Source organism: Streptomyces sp. NPDC003327, from assembly GCF_053589515.1.
This window is the reverse complement of record NZ_JBSFSA010000042.1, coordinates 40,691-58,303: the sequence shown is the minus strand read 5'-3', so window position 1 is coordinate 58,303 and position 17,613 is coordinate 40,691. Positions and strand designations below refer to the sequence as shown.

Below are 17,613 nucleotides of genomic sequence, written 5' to 3'. Positions count from 1 at the left end.
CCGAACTCCGGCGGAGCGGGTACCCCATCGCTGCGCGATGGGCAAGCGAACACCCGCGCTGCGCGCGGGTGTTGCGCTCCCGCTCCGCGGGAGCGCTGGTGGGACGCTGCGCGTCCCACTCAATCCCAGTGCTGCGCACTGGGATTGGTGCTCCGTTCGCTGCGCTCTCGGAGCTGGTGGGGCTGCGCCCCACGGCCGGCCTTTCGCTTCGCTCCAGGCCGGCTGTGGCGGGTCCGCTGCGCTCCCCCGCCTGGGGGTCCTTCGGCTGCGCCTTCAGGACCTTGAAGGCCCGCTAGCGCGGGCCGGGCTGGCTGCAGGGTGGGTGTGTGGTTTGTGGGGTTCAGGCGTTTGCGTGGCGGGGGGTGACGGCTCGTCGGGGCCGGGCGTGATGGGCCGGCCGGTGCTCTGGGGTGGTTTGGAGGCGGTACAGCCACAGCCAGGTGGTGGCGAGCAGGCTTGTGAAGACGGCCAGGAGGAGAAGGGAGACCCACATCTGCCGGCTTCCGGGATGAGTCCATCCCGTCCAGGCCGCGGCGGCCGCCCACAGCAGGACGCCGGCTGTGTAGAAGGAGCGGATCCGGCGCAGCTGGCGTACGGCCCGCAGGGGCATGGAGTGTTCGCTCTTCGGTGCCATGCCGGCCCGTGTACCCCCAAGCAGGCGATCCACCGGGGAGGGCTGGTGTGGTCTCTGGTCTGTTTGTCCGTCTGCCGTCCGGGCGCGCGGTTGTGGGGTGTGCGTGCCTGGCGACTCTCCTTGGGGGCGCCGCTGGCGCGGGTCTTCCGGCTGCGTCTGGGGTCGCTGACGCTGGATCAAGCTGGGCCGGGCTCGCCGGTCGTGTTTTCAGTGGTCGTGCCTTCTGTTCCTCGGGTGCTCTGGCGCCTGCCGAGCTGGGCGTGCGGGTGGTGTTCGGTCCGGGGCGAGCTTTCGGCGCGGGTTCTTGATGCTGGGTCGTGTTCGGTTCGGGGTGAGCTTTCGGCGCGGGTTCTTGATCATGGGTCGTGGCGGGGCTGTTTCAGTTTGATGCAGCATGTAGAGTTGGCAGAAGTACGTGACACCCTGCGGGTTTTTTAGACATCCTTCCATGTCTCCCAACGCATTCGAGGAGGGTCGCATTGTCCGGATTCGACAGCTTCCTCGATGGAATAGTTACCGAAATAGACGCAGTCTGCGTAGACCGGCCTCGTGGCGTACCAGCAGAGCGCGATCAGCGAGGCGAGCGCCAGGGCAGAGACAAGGTGCCTCCGTGCAGGAGGGCCTGAGACGGGGTGGATCATGCCGGTGAGCATACGACGGGTGTGAAATGCCCCTACTGTGGGGGCTGTCCTGTGGAGGGACCGTGGCCTTCCGGAGCAAGGCTGCCGTGAGGCCCCGGGCTTCTGCCCGCTGCGGACGAGAGCCGAGGCCGGTCCGCGACCCGGTCGGCGCACCCGGGATTTCTGCCCCGGTCCTTCAGCCGGCTGTCCCTCGCCTGCCTGTAATTCAGCGATTATATTGATGAATGAGGAGCGGGAGATGTTCGGGGTTCAGCTCAGGGAACACCAGGTCGACCAGAAGTCAGCGTTTCGTAAATGGGTGGGATTTCCTGCAAGATCACCTGTGCCCCCGGAGGGGGCGCGGGCCATGGGGGTGTCCGCGACCGGGTCCGGGAAGACGATCACTACAGCTGTGTGCGCGCTTGAGTGCTTCCCGGAGGGGCGGATCCTGGTCATGGTGCCCACCCTGGATCTGATCGTGCAGAGTGCGCAGTCCTGGCGGCGGGTCGGGCACCGGGCGCCGATGGTCGCGGTCTGCTCGGTGGACAGGGACGAGGTCCTGGAGCAGCTCGGGGTGCGCACGACGACCAATCCGATCCAGCTCGCGCTGTGGGCTGGGTCCGGGCCGGTGGTCGTGTTTGCTACGTACGCCTCTCTCGTGGACCGTGAGGACCCCGCTGATGTCTCTGGGCGTGGGGCGGTTCCTGGGCCGTTGGAGTCGGCTCTGGCGGGCGGGGAGCGGCTGTACGGCCAGCGGATGGCTCCGTTCGACCTGGCCATTCTGGACGAGGGGCACATGACGGCCGGGGACATGGGGCGGCCGTGGGCGGCGATCCACGACCAGTCGCGGATCCCTGTCGACTTCCGGCTCTACCTGACCGCCACCCCGCGGATCCTCGCCGCGCCCCGGCCGCAGCGCGGGCGGGACGGGCGGGAGCTGGTCATCGCGTCGATGGAGGACGACTCCAGCACGTACGGCACCCGGATTTTCGATCTTGGTCTGGCGGAGGCGGTGGAACGCTCGATCCTCGCCGGTTTCGAGATCGATGTGCTCGAGATCCGCGACCCGGACCCGATCCTGGGGCTGTCGGAGGACGCGCTGCGCGGCCGGCGCATGGCCCTGCTCCAGGCCGCGCTGCTGGAGCACGCGGCGCAGCGGAATCTGCACACCACCATGGTGTTCCACCAGCGGGTCGAAGAAGCCGCAGCATTTGCCGAGCAGATGCCGGCGACGGCCGCCGAGCTGTATGCCTCTGAGGCCTCCGCGGCGGCGCTGGCCGAGGCCGAGGAACTGCCCGCATCGTCGATCGACGCAGAGCTGTACGAGCTGGAGGAGGGCCGGCACGTGTCTGCGGACCGGGTCTGGGCGGACTGGCTGTGCGGGGACCATCCCATCGCCCACCGGCGTGAAGTAATCCACCGGTTCGCCAACGGCATCGACGCCGAGAATCGGCGGGTACACCGGGCTTTCCTCTCCTCCGTACGGGCCCTCGGGGTCGGCGTCGACATCACCGGGCTGCGCGGCGTGGAAGCGGTGTGCATCGTCGGCTCACGCAGCTCCCAGGTCGACATCGTCCAGAACATCGGGCGGGCGCTGCGTCCGAATCCGGACGGCACAGTGAAGACGGCGCGGATCATCATCCCGGTCTTCCTGCAGCCCGGCGAGGACCCGAAAGACATGCTCGCCTCCGCCAGCTACCAGCCCCTCGTCGACATCCTCCAGGCCCTGCGCTCACACTCGGAACGCATGGTCGACCAGCTCGCCTCCCACGCTCTGACCCGCGGTACCGAACGCCGGCGTATCCACGTCCACCCCTCCCCCGCAGCGGGAACCGACAGCGGGGAGGGTGAGGAGACGAGCGACGCGCAGCAGGAGGTCGACCGGATCACCTCGATCGTGGTCAACTTCGCCTCCCCCCGCGACGCCGCCGACATCGCCGCCCTCACCCGCTGCCGCGTCATCCGCCCCCAGTCCCTCGTCTGGCTCGAGGGCTACCAGGCCCTGGTCCGGTGGCGTGCCGAGAACGGCATCACCGGCCTGCACGCCGTCCCGTATGACGTCGAGACCGAAGTCGCAACGACGAAGACGTTCCCGCTTGGCCGATGGGTCCACCAACAGCGAAAAGTGCTGCGGGCCGGAGAACTCGACCCCCACCGCAAAACCCTCCTCGACGACGCCGGGATGGTCTGGGAGCCGGGCGAGGAGGCGTGGGAGAACAAACTCGCGGCGCTGCGGTCGTACCGGAGGGCCATGGGGCACCTCGCACCCCGACAAAACGCGATGTGGGGCGAAGGCGAGGGAGACGGCCTTGTGCCGGTTGGACAGCACATGGCCAACCTGCGCCGCAAGGGCGGCCTGGGCAAGGACCCGAAGCGGGCCGCCGTACGCGCGCAGCAGCTCACCGAGATCGACCCCGACTGGAACTGCCCCTGGCCGCTGGACTGGCAGCGGCACTACCGCGTATTGGCCGACCTCGCCGCCGACGAGGACGGTGGCGTACTGCCCGACATCCAGCCCGGCGTGCTCTTCGAGGGTGACGACATCGGACGATGGCTCACGCGGCAAAGAGAAGCGAGCACCTGGACACAACTCTCCGCCGAACAACAGGAACGACTGACCGCGCTGGGCGTGACGCCCGTCGAACGGCCCGCTCCAGCCCCGGCGGCCACGCGTTCAACGAAGGGACCGAGCAAGGCACAGCAGGCATTCCAGCGGGGCCTGGCGGCCCTCACGCAGTGGGTAGAACGGGAAGGCGCGGACCGGCCTGTACCACGCGGCCACGCCGAGGAGATCACGGTCGACGGCCAGACCGAGCCGGTGACGGTGAAGCTGGGCGTGTGGCTCTCGAACACCAAAGCCAGAAGGGAGAAGCTCAACCAGCAGCAGCGCGACGCACTACGAGAGCTCGGTGTCGGGTGGGTCTGACGGTCGTCGGACAGACCCATTCGTATCCCGTATTCCGCCAGATCATTGGAGGCGTAGCAGGAGGTCATCGATGGCACGTCGAGTTCGAAGCGGCCAGCGGTGTACGGCAAGGTCGCGTGCAGCGCGGATATGCTCGGCGGCCAGATGCTGTCCGGTGACGGTGACGGGGGCGTCGTCGCCGAGCCCTCGCAGCATGCTGTCGTAGGGGCAGCCCGTCTCGCAGCCGTCCTCGCGGCGCTCAAGGGTGCCAGTGGTCAGGTGGTATAGGTGGGCACCGGTGTCGGCGATCCCGCCCGGTGCAGTGGCCATGGTGATGAACTGGTTGAGCTGTGCTGCCGCAGCGCTGGTGGAGAAGACGAAGACGTTCTCCTTGAGGCGCAGCGGATGGTCGGCGGGCAGGCCGGTGATGTAGGCGGGGTCGTCGAGGGAGCCGTCGCGTTCGGCTTGGACGTGGGCGGGGTCGTACTGGCCCAGGCATTCCATACAGGCGCGGCCGGGCGCGGCGATGTGGGCGCGCCATTCGGCGCCGCGCAGGCGTCCGCCGCGGGCGTCGACCGCGATGCCGCCGTCGACGACGGGGATGAGATGGGCGTAGGCGAGGAAGTTGAGGACGGCGCGGGGCCAGGGCCGGTCGACGCAGGAGAAGATCACGTCGCAGTCGGCTGCGGCGGCGAATCCGGCAGGTTCGACCACGCTCAGCTCGTACGGCGTCGCGCGGAAGTTTGTGGCGGTGGCCGCGCGGTGGGCGGTTCGGGCGGCAAGGTGGGCCTTGGCCCGGTGCAGGCGCACGTCACGGATGGTGGAGTGCAGGAGCCGGTCGAGGTTGTGCTCTTCGACGGTATCGAAGTCGAACAGGCTCAGGCGCTCGATACCGGTACGGGCCAGGGCTTCGACAACGAGCATGCCGACTGAACCGCATCCGACGACACCGACGTGCAGACGGGCCAGGTCCTCCTGAGTTGCCTGCCCCCAGGCGGAGACGGTGCGCAGCTGCCGGTTCGTCGCCGCTGGCACAGGCAGAAGACGGTCGTTGAAGGTGACCGTCAGGCGGCCGCCGACCACACGGACGCTCTCTGCCTCGGTAGGGGCGTAGCGGCGGGGGGCCTGCTGCTGCCAGATGCGGGCACTGAATCCGGCGTCCGCAGCAGCGAAGGTCAGACCGACCAGCGGGCGGCCGGTGATCACCTGGGTCTGCGCGGCGAAGGACGCCTCGGCCGCGTGGTCGATGCCGTTCAGGCGCTGCCAGCCCCGGCCCTTGGGGTGGGCATGGATGAAGCCGAGTCCACAGCCGTGCTCAGCTGCGCGGGCGGCGGCGCGCAGGAAGTATGCGCTGGTGAAGTCCACCGTGCCGTGCACGATCCGCTCACCGTCCTGCGGCAGGACCACCTCGGTGAGCAGAGCGGTGGTGCGGCTGGCGCCGGTGCTCGGCCGCCACAGCACGAAGCAGCAGTCCTCCTGCCCGTCGGCACGGCGCAGGTGGCCGGTGAGGTGCTGGGCGACCTCGTTGGTCATCGCGACCGAGAAGCGGCTGATCATGCGGAGGGCCCGTTCTCCAGCTGCGCGAACAGGGTGCGCAGGTGTCTCAGGTAGCCGCGGACGGTGCGGTCCTGCGCCCAGTCGGCGGGCGGCCGGCTCCAGTGCTCCCACTCCGGGCCCAGCGGGGAATTGTGTACCGCGCCGTGGGGGTGTCCCAGGCGGGGGGTGATGTGCGGGCCGTGCGGGGCCGACAGCGGCCAGTCGGGCACCAGATCCAAACCGATGCGTACCGTCGTCCCGGCCTGGGGGCCGACCTCGACGCGGTAGTCGAAGACGGCGTAGTTGCCGGTCTGCTCCACCGTGTAGCCGGCGCGGCGCAGGCCCGCGAGCATTCCCGCGGGCCCCGCCTCCGGCATGACCGCGGTCATGCGGTCGGGGTCGGGCCGGTGGAGACCGACACGAACGTCTCCCGCTCGTGCACGTTGATCTCCTCCTGCCCGCGGCCGGCGAACGAGTGCTGGTGCCGGCCGGTGATCCGGACCAGGTAGTGCGTGCCCGCGTCGATACCGGCCAGGGCCAGGACCGCGTTCGGCGTCGTGCGCTTCGGCACCTCCACCGGCTCACCGTCCACCGTGACCGTCACCGTCTTGCCGCCGGTCTTCTCGTACTGGATGTCTGCCGTCGTCATGACGACCACCTCCCCTTCCCCCGGCCTGCGACGGCAGGCCGGGATATGCGAAAGGCGGGCTCGAGGCCCGCCTACTTGCTCTTCTTCGAGCCGCGCGACACGCGCTCATTCACCGTCGTCGACGGGCTCCGACGCACCGTCGACTGCTTCACGAACCGTCCCGTGACCGCACTCCGGCCACGCTTCCCACCAGCCCCACTCGCCATACCGGACTTGCCCGCCATGAGGACCTCTTCTTCCCGCGGTGTCGCCGTACGGCCAGCACCGCATCCAGGTTTCATGCACCCAACAGGTGCATGAAACTTGTTGACCTTGCTCGAAGAGTAGCATGGAAGCGACAGGTAAACGGAAAAAGATTCTGAGGCTGCCGGTGAAGATCGTCTTCGAGGACCCCGAACTCGCCCGGGTCTGCAACAGCGCAGCCGCCAGACGGTCTGCATTCGGGGAGGACATCTCCAACTCCCTGCTCCGGCGCCTTCTTCAGATAGAGGCGGCCGACCGGCTCGCCGACCTGCGCCACCTTGCCGCCGCGCGCCTGCGACAAGGCCCTCCCGGCACCGACCCGCTCACCCGGCTGATCTCGGTGGGGGCCTGCGGAGACCTGATCGTCCGGCCCCGGGACGACCCTCCCGCACTGCTCGCTGACGGCAGCCTGGACGAGCACTCGGTACACGCCCTGGTTGTCACCGCCCTGCAGTTCCCCTGAGCCGCCGGCCTCCTCGCCCTTCCCGCCCTTCCGCGCCTCGACGACCGAGAGGCACTCACGTGACTCCGCCCACCGCCCCACTTCACGACTTCGCCCCGGACTCCGCGCTCCCGCCCGGCGACACCCTCAAGGAACAGCTCGAAGTCCTCGGGATCCCGCAGGCCGACCTGGCCCGGCGCACCGGCCTGTCGACCAAGCACATCAATCAGATCGTCCAGGGCAGCGCTGTCCTCACGCCGGAAACCGCGCTCCTGCTCGAACGCGCAGTCGGCATCCCAGCCTCACTTTGGAACCAGCTCGAAGCCACCTGGCGCACCCATGTCAGCCGCGAGGAGAGCCGCAAGGCGCTGAGCGGACAAGTTGGTTGGCTCAACAACTTCCCTCTGTCCGAGCTGGTCAGACAGGGCATCCTGACCGGCAAGGAACACACCGTCGACAACCTCGAGCGTCTGCTGGCCTTCTTCGGAGTCGGCTCCCCTGACACCGCCGAAGAGCTGTGGCGCAGCTACCGCACCGCGTTCCGTCGCTCCACCGTCCTCGAACCCGACGACTACGCCACCGCCGTCTGGATGCGCCAGGCCGAGCTCAAAGCACGCGACCTTCACTGCGCCCCCTTCAACCGCGCAGCACTCACAGAGCTTCTCCCCCGCCTGCGGGCCCTGACGGTCGAGGAACCATCCGTCTGGCTGACCGAGCTGCCCCGCCTGTGCGCACAAGCCGGCGTGGCCGTGGTCTTCGTTCCCGCCCCGCCTAAAACGCACGTGTCCGGAGTCACCCGCTGGCTAACCCCGGACAAGGTGGGAGTCGCCCTCAGCGACCGCTTCAAGAGAGACGACCACTTCTGGTTCACCGTCTTTCACGAGCTAGGGCATGTACTTCTGCACGGCAAGCGCCTCACCTTCATCGACGACACCCGCCGCAACCCTGACACCACACCGGAAGGAGACCGCAGCGAAGCAGAAGCCGACGCCTTCGCCTCAGAAGTCCTCGTCCCCGCACAACATGCCGCCGCCTACCGGCAGCTCGTACAGCGCCCCATGCCCTTCACCAGGATCGAAGCATTCGCCCGGCAGGCAGGTATCGCCCCAGGCATCGTGGTCGGACGCCTGCAACACGACGGCGCTCTGGAGTGGAGCCACGGCAACAAGTACAAGAGGACGATCAACATCTCCCTGACCGAGAACGAAGCCGAGTAGCCGGCACGAGCCAGCCCGTTCCTGGTCATGGCGGTCGTCAGGCTCCAGATGCGCAAAACGATTAGCGGACGTGCTGGGCTCAACGCAGTGGCGGCCCATCCCCGCGTATGCAGGGGTGGGCCGCCACCTCAACGAGTCGTCTGGCCTTGCAGCGTGAAGGCCTCATGGAAGCTGATCTACAAACGCTCTCCTGTGTGCGGGCGCGTCAGGCGCTGTCGTGTCAGCACCGCGGTCCGCCGGTCGTGTGGTCCAAGTGGGTCAGGAAGTCCTCGATCTCGCGGACCAGGTTCTGTGATCCGTCGGGCATTCGGACGCCGGCTTCTCCCAAGGCGGAATCAAGCCTGTCCGCAATGAGAAGAGGTGAGCATGCGAATGACCTCACGAATGAGCGGAATGATTGATCACCTTTGCTCTTCTCTCGCCAGCAGTACGAAGATGAATCTCCATCATTCTCGGCATCAAGGACATGGAGATAGTCCAATGCATCCTGATCACCCTTGAGAGCTGCCCTGTTCCACCAGCTTCGCGCTTCATCATCCCTGTCCAGGAACTCAAGGATCTCTGCTACGCGACGTGTTTCCTGCGGTGTGGCTGAATCATCGATCTCCTTTTTCAGAAGAGCGTGCAGTTCACGGTGTGAACCGAGTCGACGATTCTTGCTTCCACCGGTTTCCGGGCCGGGGGCGGGGGCCGGGGGCCAGCCCGAAGGCTGGCCCCCCTCCGCCTGAACACGGTTCTCACTGATCCGAGAACCCTTGGAAATTGCCTGCTCAGCGCCTTCGAGCAGGAGCCACAGGGCGAGGAGCCGGATGGCTCCCCGCTCCTCGGGGTGGTGCGTCCAGGCGGACAGGTGCGTCATACGGTTACCTCCTCGCTGCGTTCGTTGATGGACTTCTTCAGGTTTTTGGCGGCGGCTTTGATGTAGCGCTTCACCGACTCCTCCTTGATCTGGAGGCGCTGTGCAACCACGCCAGGGCTGAGGTCCTGCAGAATGCACAGGGTGATTACCTCGCGCTGCCGTTCAGGGAGGCTCTCGACGAGCTCGACGATGCCTTCCTTGATCATTTCATAGGCGGCTTCGGGAACTCCGATGCCTGATTCCTTTTCGGGCAGTTCATGAACGGGAACCGTGACCATCCGCTTGTTCCGGCGGAACTGGTCGATGGCCGCCCGCTTCACGGCAGTGCGGCCGTAGGCGGTCAGGGAACCCTGCCCGGCGGTGAGGGAATCCCACCGCCGGTACATGTTCAGGTAGACGTCCTGCACAGCGTCCTGGGCGCTGTGCAAGTCGCCTGCCTGGGCCCGGGCCAGTCGGGAGAACGCCTCGATGGTCTCGAGGACGAAAGGCTCGAAGTCCGCTCCCGGGGCGGCCTCGCTCACGCAGCCTCCCGCGTGACGATGGCCCGGTGGCCTTCCGGCTCGGCTGAGTCCTTGCGGAACAGCCATGCCGGCCGTCCCTGCTCGAAGCGGGCCGCAGCGCCGCCGTCGGGTAGGGACTGCGCCATCGCGACCATGGTGGCGCGCTGCTCGCGCTCCGCCCGGGTCTCGATATGCGCCTTCACAAGCATCTCCACGACACCCTTGGCGCGGCGCATCGCGAAGAACAGCAGGACCAGTACGGGAAGTGACACCCCGCCCGCTCCTACCCAGTACGACCAAGTCATCGACCAGGCCTTCCAGTAGTGACGAACTCGTTGATGAAGGCACAAGGCCCTCATCCCCTACACGCAGCAGAAGGGCCAGATCCGGATGCCGAACGGAAGAAACTTTTCCCAACTCCCGCTCCCGACGCATGCGAAGCACTGTTTCCCCAGGTCACGCGGCTGCGTTGGGCTGGAAAACTGATGCAGACAGGAAGGACCCGCGTGTCGCATCCGGGTCCCTGATGGGCGCGCGGGCTGGGCGGGCGTCCGACGCTGTGGGACGAGTCGGCACCGGGGCGGCCGCCTGAGGCTTGATCGCGACGAATGCGGTCGGCTGAGGTGAGGTGGTCTCGGTCTGCTGAGCGTCTTTTGCGAAAACGCCCGCCAAGACGGTGAGCACGAGACCGTGGTGGAGTGACCCCTTACCCCGGCCTCCTGCGGTTCGCGCCCCTGCAGGGGGAGACGACCTCGTCGCTGATCTGCCGCATCGCCAGCCGCTACGGGTTGGAGGCGAAGGGGCTGCGGTCGTACTGGCAGTGGCTTAACCAGCAGCCCAAGCACGAGGGCGGCGCCTGCCGGGCTGACGCCGAGGTAGTGCTGAACGCTGCCGGACGGCGACTTCTGGCGAGCCTGTGCGGCATCGGGGAGGACGTGGCGTCACGGGCGTTGCCGTCCTGGGAACAGCAAGACGCCAAGCTGCCTGCCGGAAGGGACAAAGCGCCAGCTGCGGTGTGGCGGATCGGCGGCATGATTGTTGGGCCAGTGGCGTTCGGCTGCGGGCTGTGTACGGCGCAGCGCACAGGGACGGCCGTGCGTGCGGTGCGGTACGTCCCGCGGTGGGAACGGGTGTGTGTGCGGCACGGGCGGTGGCTCCTGGACGCGGACGCCGACCAGCCCCGTGAGTACCTGGACGTGCGGCATCTGCCGGAGGTGGTGGCGGCGCAGCGGCGGTGGGCGTCGGTGGGGCGTCGGGCGGTGCGGGCCGGTGCGGAGCCGGCGCGGGTGTTCGCGCTGGCGCGGGCGGTGGTCGCCCGGTGGTGGGAGGGGGCCTATGGCTGGGAGCGGGAGACGGTCTGGCCGCGGCGGCTGCATCTGGTCGCGGGCGGGGATGCTGGGGGTGATCTGGAGTGGTGGCGGATCGTGGGGCGGGACGCGGTCGTTTTCCCGGAGGTGGTGGCGGTCGCCGAGGTGCTGCTGGATCCGGGCATGGCCGAGCTGGTGTGGGCGGACAGTGGTGCCGGGCGGCCGCGGGCGCTGCCCGTCGACGGGTTGTTCTGCCGTCGGCTCGGTGAGCGGGTGGGGCGGCCGTGGCTGGGGCCATTGGTGGCGTCGGATCACGGTGGTCCGCTGATTGCGTGGATGGGCGGTGTCATCCGCCGGCGTCGCGGCGTCGGCGGGCCGCCCGGTTACGACAACGACCCGTGGTGGCTGCGGCAGGAACACCAGGCCGTCACCATGGCCGGCCAGCTGCGGGTCCTGGGCAAGGAGAAGGCACCTGGCTCGGGGACGATGTGGCGGGCGGTGGTGCCCGCTGAACAGCGCGCCCAGATCAGCAGCCTCGTCGACGGCGCTCAGGAGCAGCTGATCCAGCTGCGTGGGGCGCAGGCCGGTTCGAGTGCGGACGTGGCCCAGCGTCTGCTGCGCGTCCTCGGTCACAGTGCCGACCTGATCGAGAAGGCTCTGCAGCACACTGTTGTGGCGGCTGTGAATGCGGGGGTGCCGCCGCAGGATGTGGCCCGGTGGGCGAAGCTGCCCCCTGGTCCGTTGGCCGACGCGCTCAAGGCGTACCAGGGTGCGGGCGACTGATAGGCGCTGGCTCGCCGGGAAACGGGCGGTTCGCGCCAGGTCGCTTGGGCGTGCATGGCGTTTGGTCCGCTGCTACCGCATCACGTGGCGCCATGTGATCGAAATGCGTAAATGGCTCCGGCGGGCAGCCGGGCCGGTTTGGCTGGGCGGGTGAGCGGCGAGAATGCGGCGGTCAGGCCTGGTAGCAGGCCCGGGCCGGTGGACGTGAACATCGGGGCAGGGTTCGAAGCGGTCTTCCTCGACCCCGTCGGACGGGCAGTGCAGCAGAGGTGGGCGGATGCCGCCGTGGCAGTGGCATTCGAAGACCTTGATCCGGTGTCGGCGTTCCCGGTGGTCCCCGGGCGGCGGTGGGGGCCGGGCCTGTGGTGGTCGGCGACCACTGGGCGGCACGTGGCCGCGGGGTCGAACGCGATGCGTATCCAGCTGATGGTCCTGGACCGGGCCCCGGACGTGACCGGACTCGCGGGGCGGCCGGTGCGGCTGTTGTGGCGTACCTCCCGTGGGCTGGTGCGGTCCTGGGTGCCGCAGCTGTTCGCCCGTTACCGCGACGGCACTGCCCTGCTGGCCGACTGCCCCAGCCGCCCCGATGCCGGCGGTGAACGCGCCCTGGCCGCCGCCGAAGCGGTGGGCGCGGCCTGTGAGGAGATCGGCTGGAGCTACCGGCGACTGGCGCCGCTGGACGAGGTGCCGGCAGCGAATCTGAAGTGGCTGGCCGGCTACCGCCACCCGCGGCATCGGGGAAGAACGGGGCTGCTGGAGGCGGTGGTGGACGAATTCGCCCGGCCGCGGCCGCTCGTTGAAGGGGTGGCAGCGGTCGGTGATCCGATCGAGGTGCTGCCCGTCGCCTTCCACGCCCTGTGGGCGGGACTGCTGGAGGCGGCGATCGATGTGCCGCTGCACGAACGCGTCCTGGTCCATGCCCCTGCGTCCGGGGGCGGATCCGGATTGCCGGGCGCCAGGGACAGCAGCAGAGACGGCCTCAGGGCTGGTGCGGGAATCTGGGAGGCCGGGTGAGTGGGGTGCGGCGCCGTGGCCGGCCGGTGGTGGAGGTCGGGGCGCAGGTCCGTTTCGGCGGAGTGCGGTGGCAGGTCGTGGCCCTCTCCCGGCAAGGCTTCCACCTGATCGATGAGGGCGGCGCGGACCAGGTGGTGCTCGCCGGACACCTGTTCGCCGACCCGGACTTCGCGGTCCTGGGTGCGGAGCCGGTGCAGGCGGTGCCGCAGTGGGGGCTGTTCGAGACCGCCCCTGTGGTTGCGCGGGAGAAAGCGATGGCCTGGCTGCGGCACATCAGGGAGGTCGAGTGCGGCTTGCCCGGCGGACCGGACAGCGGCGGGGTAATGCGGGCCGAGTACGACCCGCAGAGGTGGACGCTGGCCGAGCGCGAACGAGCCAATGGCTGCGTAGGTGAGACCGGAGAGCGCTTGTAGGCGGTTCCGGAGAGCGGTCTGGGTCTCCCCCCCTGCGGAATGTTGCTGAGAACTGGCAACAGGCAGTTGCGTCGGAACCTGGGTGACGTCAAGCAGATGTTGACCGTAGGCTCTCGGCGAAGGGCAGGTGCGGTGGACATCACGGTGCAGTGGATCAAGACGTCCTGGACGAAGCAGTCTCGGGGCGGGGAGGCCGCTGCCCGCAGGAACGCGGCGCCGGTCGGCTTCTCGTTGCCCCAGGTGCCCCCCGGGTTTGCCCACTTCGTCCAGATGTCCGAGCGTGACGGCTTCGAGCCACGTTCGAGCCAGAAAGACTTCCGCGAGGTCGGTGTCAGCCTGCGGGACGAAGGTGATCGGCTCCGAGTGCTCGCTCGTGTGGAGCCGCTCTTCGGGTTGCCTCCTAGGCCGCGCAGGCCGCCGGCAGTTCGACTGCTTCCCGGGCAGTGGGTTCGCTGGCAGTTGAACTACCGGTTCACCAGCGCCCTGGGGATCCGCGGTTGGTCGTACTGGCTGGACACGTTCAACATCGCTTATGACCCCATCGACCGGGATGTCTTCCTGTCAGAGCCGACCGTGATCGTCGATGAGTGCGGGCCAGTTCGATAGAGCAGGCGGACTGCGCTCAGACGGCTGCTCGTTCCGCTTGGGCTCGGGTGGTGGCGAGGCGGTAGGAGTCGGTGCCGGTTTCGATGATGTTGCCGCCGAAGGTGAGGCGGTCGACGATGGCCGCGCAGAGGCGAGGGTCGGTGAAGGTCTTGGTCCAGCCGGAGAATGACTCGTTGGAGGCGATGGCGACGCTGTTCTTCTCCTCGCGTTCGGTCAGGACCTGGAAGAGAAGTTCGGCGCCGCGGCGGTCGAGTTCCATGTAGCCGAGCTCGTCGATGCAGAGAAGGTCGACGCGGCCGTAGCGGGCGATGGTCTTGGTCAGCTGCTTCTCGTCAGCGGCTTCGACGAGCTCGTTGACCAGCTTCGTCGCCAGGACGTACTTGACCCGGTGGCCGGCCATCGCGGCCTCGGTACCGAGCGCGATCAGGAGGTGTGACTTGCCGGTGCCGGAGTCGCCGATGAGGCAGAGCGGCAGGCCCTTCTTGATCCATTCGCACTTGGCGAGGGTGTGGACCATCGCCGGGTCGATGTTGGGGTTGGCGTCGAAGTCGAACTTGCGCAGCGACTTGTCGCGGGGGAAGCCGGCGGCCTTGATACGACGTTCGGACCGGCGGCGGGCCCGGTCGTCGCATTCGGCCAGCAGGAGCTCGGAGAGGAAGCCGAGGTAGGACATCTGCTCTCGGCTCGCGGTTTCGGCGAGCTCGGGGAACTGGGACCGGATGGTGGGCAGCCTCAGCATCCGGCATGCCTGGTCGATCGCTGCCGTGGCGGCCTGCTCGGTGAGTCCTCGCTGGCGGGGGATGGACACGCTGTTCTCCTTCAGGGGGTGGGGCGGTCGCGGCGGAGCCGCAGAAGCTGGTCGTAGTGAGCGACCGACGGAAGAGGCCGTTTGTCAGGTGGCAGGCGTGCCCGGACGGCAGCCGGCAGCGGGGCGATGCTGGTTCGGCTTCCTGCCGAGGGCTCTGGCTCCTCGGCAGTGGTGGTGTCGGCGTCTGCTGCCTTGCGGGCTTCAAGAGCGACGGCGTCCGCCGTCAACGCCCCGGTCTTGAGGGCGGCGGCAAGTCCGGTGACCAGGTGCTCGTGCGGCAGGTGCCGGCCGAGGAGGAGGACCTCGATGAGCGCGCGGTTGCCGTCCCGCTCGCCATGGGCCTTGACCGCGGCGTCCCACCAGGCGTCATGGACAGGAGTGAACCGGCCCGCGGACCGTGCCTGGTCGAGCGCGGTCGCTCCGGGGAGGGCGCCGGGCTTGCGCACGAGAGCTTCCAGGTAGTGGTCCAGTTCGAGGCGGGTGCCGCCTTTGGCGATCAGCCGCTCATGCCGGGCAACCTCGTCCCGCCCGTCGTAGACCACCAGCTCAGAGGCGTGCAGCATCGCTCGGACGTTCCGGCCGATCAGCCGGACCGGCACCGAGTAGCGGTTGGTGCGGACACTGATCTGGCTGTAGCGGTCGACCCGCAGGGTGAAGAGCCGGCCCGTCTCGAAGGGCTCCTGCGGTAGCGGCGCCAGCAGCGGCTGCTCGGCTGCGAAGTACTCGCCGATCGTGCGAGGACGGGACCGGATCCGGCGGTTCTCGTCCTCCTGGTCCCACTGGTCGATCATCACGTTGAGCTCGGCGAGGGTCGCGACCTCGGGCACCGGGACGAGGTGGTTGCGGCGGAACCAGCCGATCTGCCCCTCGACCCCGCCCTTCTCGTGGGCGCCGCGGATTCCGGGCTGGCAGTAGAGAGCTTCCAGGCCGTAGTGGGAGCGGAACGCCGTCCAGCGCTCGGCCTCGACGCGATGCCGGGAGAAGCCCAGCACCTGGGCGACCGCGGCCCTAAGGTTGTCGTAGCGGACCTTCCCGGTCGGCACCCCGCCCAACGTGTTGAGAGCGTGGACGTGGCCCTCGAAGAACGCCTCCTGACCTGCCGAGGCGAAGATCCGGTGGACGGCCTTGCCCGAGTAGGACAGCCGGAACGCGAACAGGTAGCAGGTCACCAGCTCGCCAGCCAGCCGCACCGTCACGTCGCCGAAGTCGACCTCCGCCTCCGCTCCGGGCTTATGAGTTTGAGGGACGAAGGCTTCGACAACGCCCCGTCCGGCCTGGACCCGGATCTCCTCACGCCGGTCAGCGACGTATCCACGGACCATCTGGTACGAGATCTCGTCCGCACCGTGCTCGTCCAGCAGCCGCTCGAAAATCCGCTTCACCGTGTGCCGCTGCTTGCGCGGCGCATCCAGGTCGGCCCGCAGCATCTCGTCGATCAACGGCTTGTAGGGATCCAGCCGTGTCGGCCGCGGCGGAAGCTTCTTCCGCGGCTCCGGCCAGGCCGACGTCAACGCCTTCTGCACGGTCAGGAACCCGACACCGTACTTCCGCTGAAGAGCACGGCTCGACAGACCAGCCTTCGCATCACGGCGGATCGCCGCGTACAGATCGACCTTGGACTTCGGCAGCACCCCGGCCCCCTCGTCGTGCAGAGCACAACCATGGTCCCGAAGCAAGCACCCAGGCGCTCTCAAAACTCGGCGACATCACTCTCCCGTGGAAGAGCACGCTCTCCACGCTGAGCGACAGGCGCTCTCGTAACTCACCAACAAAGCCACCCACCCGCAAACACCCACTGACCAGCCCCGCAACACCCATCCCCGGACCAGCACGACCGACTCTCACCACCACCGACACCAAACCGAGAGATCGCACCTGGACACCTGGTGGAACCCGCCCTGGCCACTGGACTGGCAGCGGTACTACTGGACCGCCCGCCATCATCTCCATGGCCTGCCCGAAGGTGTGGTGTGGTGGACCGGCGCACCGGACGAAGACCAGGCCCGGCAGTGGTTGCACGCGCAGCAGGCATCATGGCATCTCCTCCAACCCGGGCAACAGGAGCTGGTGAGCGGCGCTGCCCGCGGCGGGGTGGCGCGCTGTCGCTTCAGCAGCGGTGCCTCCGCGCACGAACGCGACACCTGAGCCCGTGTACCGGGCTCATCCGAGGAGGCCTCAGAGATCCCGGTCGAGCACGGGGTTCCAGGCAAACCAGTCCAACGCTTCGGCTCCCAGCTCGTACGGTGCGTTCAGGAGCGCTCGTTCCACCTCAGGCAGATCGTCATGAACGATGGCAGGGGCCCGTTGCAGGACCTCGGAGAAGTCGATCTTGTAGACGGCCCTGAGGCGTTCCACGAACGCGGGATCCTGTCCGCGAAGTCGGTCCATGGCGGCACGTACCCGTGGCTCCCATGCAGGCATCCCGAAGTGGTCAGAGGCACCGAAGCCCTGAAGCGCGGCAAGGAGGAGGAACTCCTCAGAAGAGAACGTCTCCCGCAGGTACATCAGGTAGTCGATGGACTTCTTGACGTGCTTCTTGATCTCGCCGAGCGCGCCGTATCCGAACTGGGTCAGCGTGCCGGATGTGCCGGGCCAGACGAGCTCGCGGTCGAGGATGCGCTTCTCGAACCGCAGCAGCGCGTACTGCTTGGGACTGTTCACCGCTTCGAGGGCCTGGTGGTAGACCCAGGTATTGCGGGCGAACATGACGCCATCGTGCAGCTTGTTGCGCCGTCCCCTCGCTCCCGCATGAGCGTCTTCGATGGGTCCGTTGCGCCAGACGAACTCGGTGATACCGACCGCGGCGGCGTTGGCGAGGTTTCCGCTCTCTGCGGTCACGCCCAGTGCGCTCAAGCGCTCCCGTGCATACGTCATCGCGGCTGCGTAGTCGTAGTCCCCCACCAGCTCTCCCATCCGCTCCGGCAGGCTCCGCCCACCGCCCTACTCCATCTTCTCGGAGGAACGGGCTCCCAGTGCCGCCTTTCAGCGGTCTGCACACCGCGTTAGTGCCAGTCCGAGAGGGGTTCTCGGCTCAATGAGGCAAGGAGAAGGTGGATGGGGCCTGTTGCAGTCCTCAT

17 protein-coding genes are annotated in these 17,613 nt (G+C 68.1%); 7 read left to right on the top strand and 10 right to left on the bottom strand.

What is annotated here, in order from left to right; translation table 11 throughout:
- Positions 1 to 340: 340 nt before the first annotated feature.
- Entirely contained in the window at positions 341 to 634 is a 294-nt protein-coding gene (locus tag ACWDVG_RS25845) for a hypothetical protein (protein WP_451702331.1), read from the bottom strand.
- Between the two features lie 879 nt (positions 635 to 1,513).
- On the opposite strand from ACWDVG_RS25845, the gene ACWDVG_RS25840 reads away from it, so the two are divergent.
- Complete coding sequence (locus ACWDVG_RS25840; RefSeq protein WP_451702329.1) at positions 1,514 to 4,180, top strand: Helicase associated domain protein; 2,667 nt, start codon at positions 1,514 to 1,516, stop codon at positions 4,178 to 4,180.
- 42 nt (positions 4,181 to 4,222) lie between these two features.
- Here ACWDVG_RS25840 and ACWDVG_RS25835 read toward each other — a convergent pair whose 3' ends face one another.
- From ACWDVG_RS25835 to ACWDVG_RS25825, 3 genes are read right to left on the bottom strand one after another with little or no spacing between them, the layout of a single operon-like run.
- Positions 4,223 to 5,716 (bottom strand): ThiF family adenylyltransferase, encoded by a 1,494-nt coding sequence (locus tag ACWDVG_RS25835; RefSeq protein ID WP_451702326.1) that lies wholly within the window; start codon positions 5,714 to 5,716, stop codon positions 4,223 to 4,225.
- Positions 5,713 to 6,084: a hypothetical protein gene (locus ACWDVG_RS25830; protein ID WP_451702324.1), complete on the bottom strand. Its 372-nt coding sequence runs from the start codon at positions 6,082 to 6,084 to the stop codon at positions 5,713 to 5,715. The genes ACWDVG_RS25835 and ACWDVG_RS25830 overlap by 4 nt, the downstream gene beginning before the upstream one ends.
- Positions 6,081 to 6,344 carry a hypothetical protein gene (locus ACWDVG_RS25825; protein ID WP_451702321.1) on the bottom strand — a complete coding sequence of 88 codons (264 nt, stop codon included), beginning with the start codon at positions 6,342 to 6,344 and terminating at the stop codon, positions 6,081 to 6,083. The genes ACWDVG_RS25830 and ACWDVG_RS25825 overlap by 4 nt, the downstream gene beginning before the upstream one ends.
- Before the next feature lie 328 nt (positions 6,345 to 6,672).
- Here ACWDVG_RS25825 and ACWDVG_RS25820 point away from each other — a divergent pair, with 328 nt between their 5' ends.
- Entirely contained in the window at positions 6,673 to 7,050 is a 378-nt protein-coding gene (locus ACWDVG_RS25820; protein WP_451702318.1) for a hypothetical protein, read from the top strand.
- A gap of 59 nt (positions 7,051 to 7,109) precedes the next feature.
- On the top strand, positions 7,110 to 8,246 hold the full coding sequence (locus ACWDVG_RS25815; RefSeq protein WP_451702315.1) for an ImmA/IrrE family metallo-endopeptidase: 1,137 nt from the start codon (positions 7,110 to 7,112) through the stop codon (positions 8,244 to 8,246).
- Between the two features lie 220 nt (positions 8,247 to 8,466).
- Here the strand turns inward: ACWDVG_RS25815 and ACWDVG_RS25810 are convergent, their stop codons facing one another.
- Genes ACWDVG_RS25810 through ACWDVG_RS25800 form a run of 3 tightly spaced genes read right to left on the bottom strand, consistent with a single transcriptional unit; the run spans position 8,467 to position 9,877 of the window.
- On the bottom strand, positions 8,467 to 9,105 hold the full coding sequence (locus tag ACWDVG_RS25810; protein ID WP_451702313.1) for a hypothetical protein: 639 nt from the start codon (positions 9,103 to 9,105) through the stop codon (positions 8,467 to 8,469).
- Positions 9,102 to 9,626: an RNA polymerase sigma factor gene (locus ACWDVG_RS25805; RefSeq protein WP_451702310.1), complete on the bottom strand. Its 525-nt coding sequence runs from the start codon at positions 9,624 to 9,626 to the stop codon at positions 9,102 to 9,104. The genes ACWDVG_RS25810 and ACWDVG_RS25805 overlap by 4 nt, the downstream gene beginning before the upstream one ends.
- Entirely contained in the window at positions 9,623 to 9,877 is a 255-nt protein-coding gene (locus ACWDVG_RS25800; RefSeq protein WP_451702307.1) for a hypothetical protein, read from the bottom strand. Before ACWDVG_RS25800 ends, ACWDVG_RS25805 begins: the two co-directional genes overlap by 4 nt.
- Positions 9,878 to 10,303: 426 nt before the next feature.
- Between ACWDVG_RS25800 and ACWDVG_RS25795 the strand changes: the two genes are divergently transcribed.
- The 4 genes from ACWDVG_RS25795 to ACWDVG_RS25780 all read left to right on the top strand — a co-directional run bounded on the left by ACWDVG_RS25795 (position 10,304) and on the right by ACWDVG_RS25780 (position 13,728).
- Positions 10,304 to 11,695: a DNA-binding protein gene (locus ACWDVG_RS25795; RefSeq protein ID WP_451702304.1), complete on the top strand. Its 1,392-nt coding sequence runs from the start codon at positions 10,304 to 10,306 to the stop codon at positions 11,693 to 11,695.
- 204 nt (positions 11,696 to 11,899) lie between these two features.
- On the top strand, positions 11,900 to 12,709 hold the full coding sequence (locus ACWDVG_RS25790) for a TnsA-like heteromeric transposase endonuclease subunit (RefSeq protein WP_451702338.1): 810 nt from the start codon (positions 11,900 to 11,902) through the stop codon (positions 12,707 to 12,709).
- Positions 12,710 to 12,786: 77 nt separating this feature from the next.
- Positions 12,787 to 13,122 (top strand): hypothetical protein, encoded by a 336-nt coding sequence (locus ACWDVG_RS25785; RefSeq protein ID WP_451702301.1) that lies wholly within the window; start codon positions 12,787 to 12,789, stop codon positions 13,120 to 13,122.
- Positions 13,123 to 13,254: 132 nt separating this feature from the next.
- Positions 13,255 to 13,728 (top strand): hypothetical protein, encoded by a 474-nt coding sequence (locus ACWDVG_RS25780; protein WP_451702298.1) that lies wholly within the window; start codon positions 13,255 to 13,257, stop codon positions 13,726 to 13,728.
- Positions 13,729 to 13,744: 16 nt separating this feature from the next.
- On the opposite strand, the gene istB is transcribed toward ACWDVG_RS25780, so the two are convergent.
- The 3 genes from istB to ACWDVG_RS25765 form a co-directional block, all read right to left on the bottom strand.
- Positions 13,745 to 14,536, bottom strand: coding sequence for an IS21-like element helper ATPase IstB (istB, locus tag ACWDVG_RS25775; RefSeq protein WP_451702296.1), 792 nt, complete (start codon positions 14,534 to 14,536; stop codon positions 13,745 to 13,747).
- An 11-nt stretch (positions 14,537 to 14,547) separates the two neighbouring features.
- On the bottom strand, positions 14,548 to 16,164 hold the full coding sequence (istA, locus tag ACWDVG_RS25770; protein ID WP_451702336.1) for an IS21 family transposase: 1,617 nt from the start codon (positions 16,162 to 16,164) through the stop codon (positions 14,548 to 14,550).
- Positions 16,165 to 16,711: 547 nt separating this feature from the next.
- Positions 16,712 to 17,437 carry a hypothetical protein gene (locus tag ACWDVG_RS25765; protein ID WP_451702293.1) on the bottom strand — a complete coding sequence of 242 codons (726 nt, stop codon included), beginning with the start codon at positions 17,435 to 17,437 and terminating at the stop codon, positions 16,712 to 16,714.
- Positions 17,438 to 17,613: the final 176 nt, after the last annotated feature.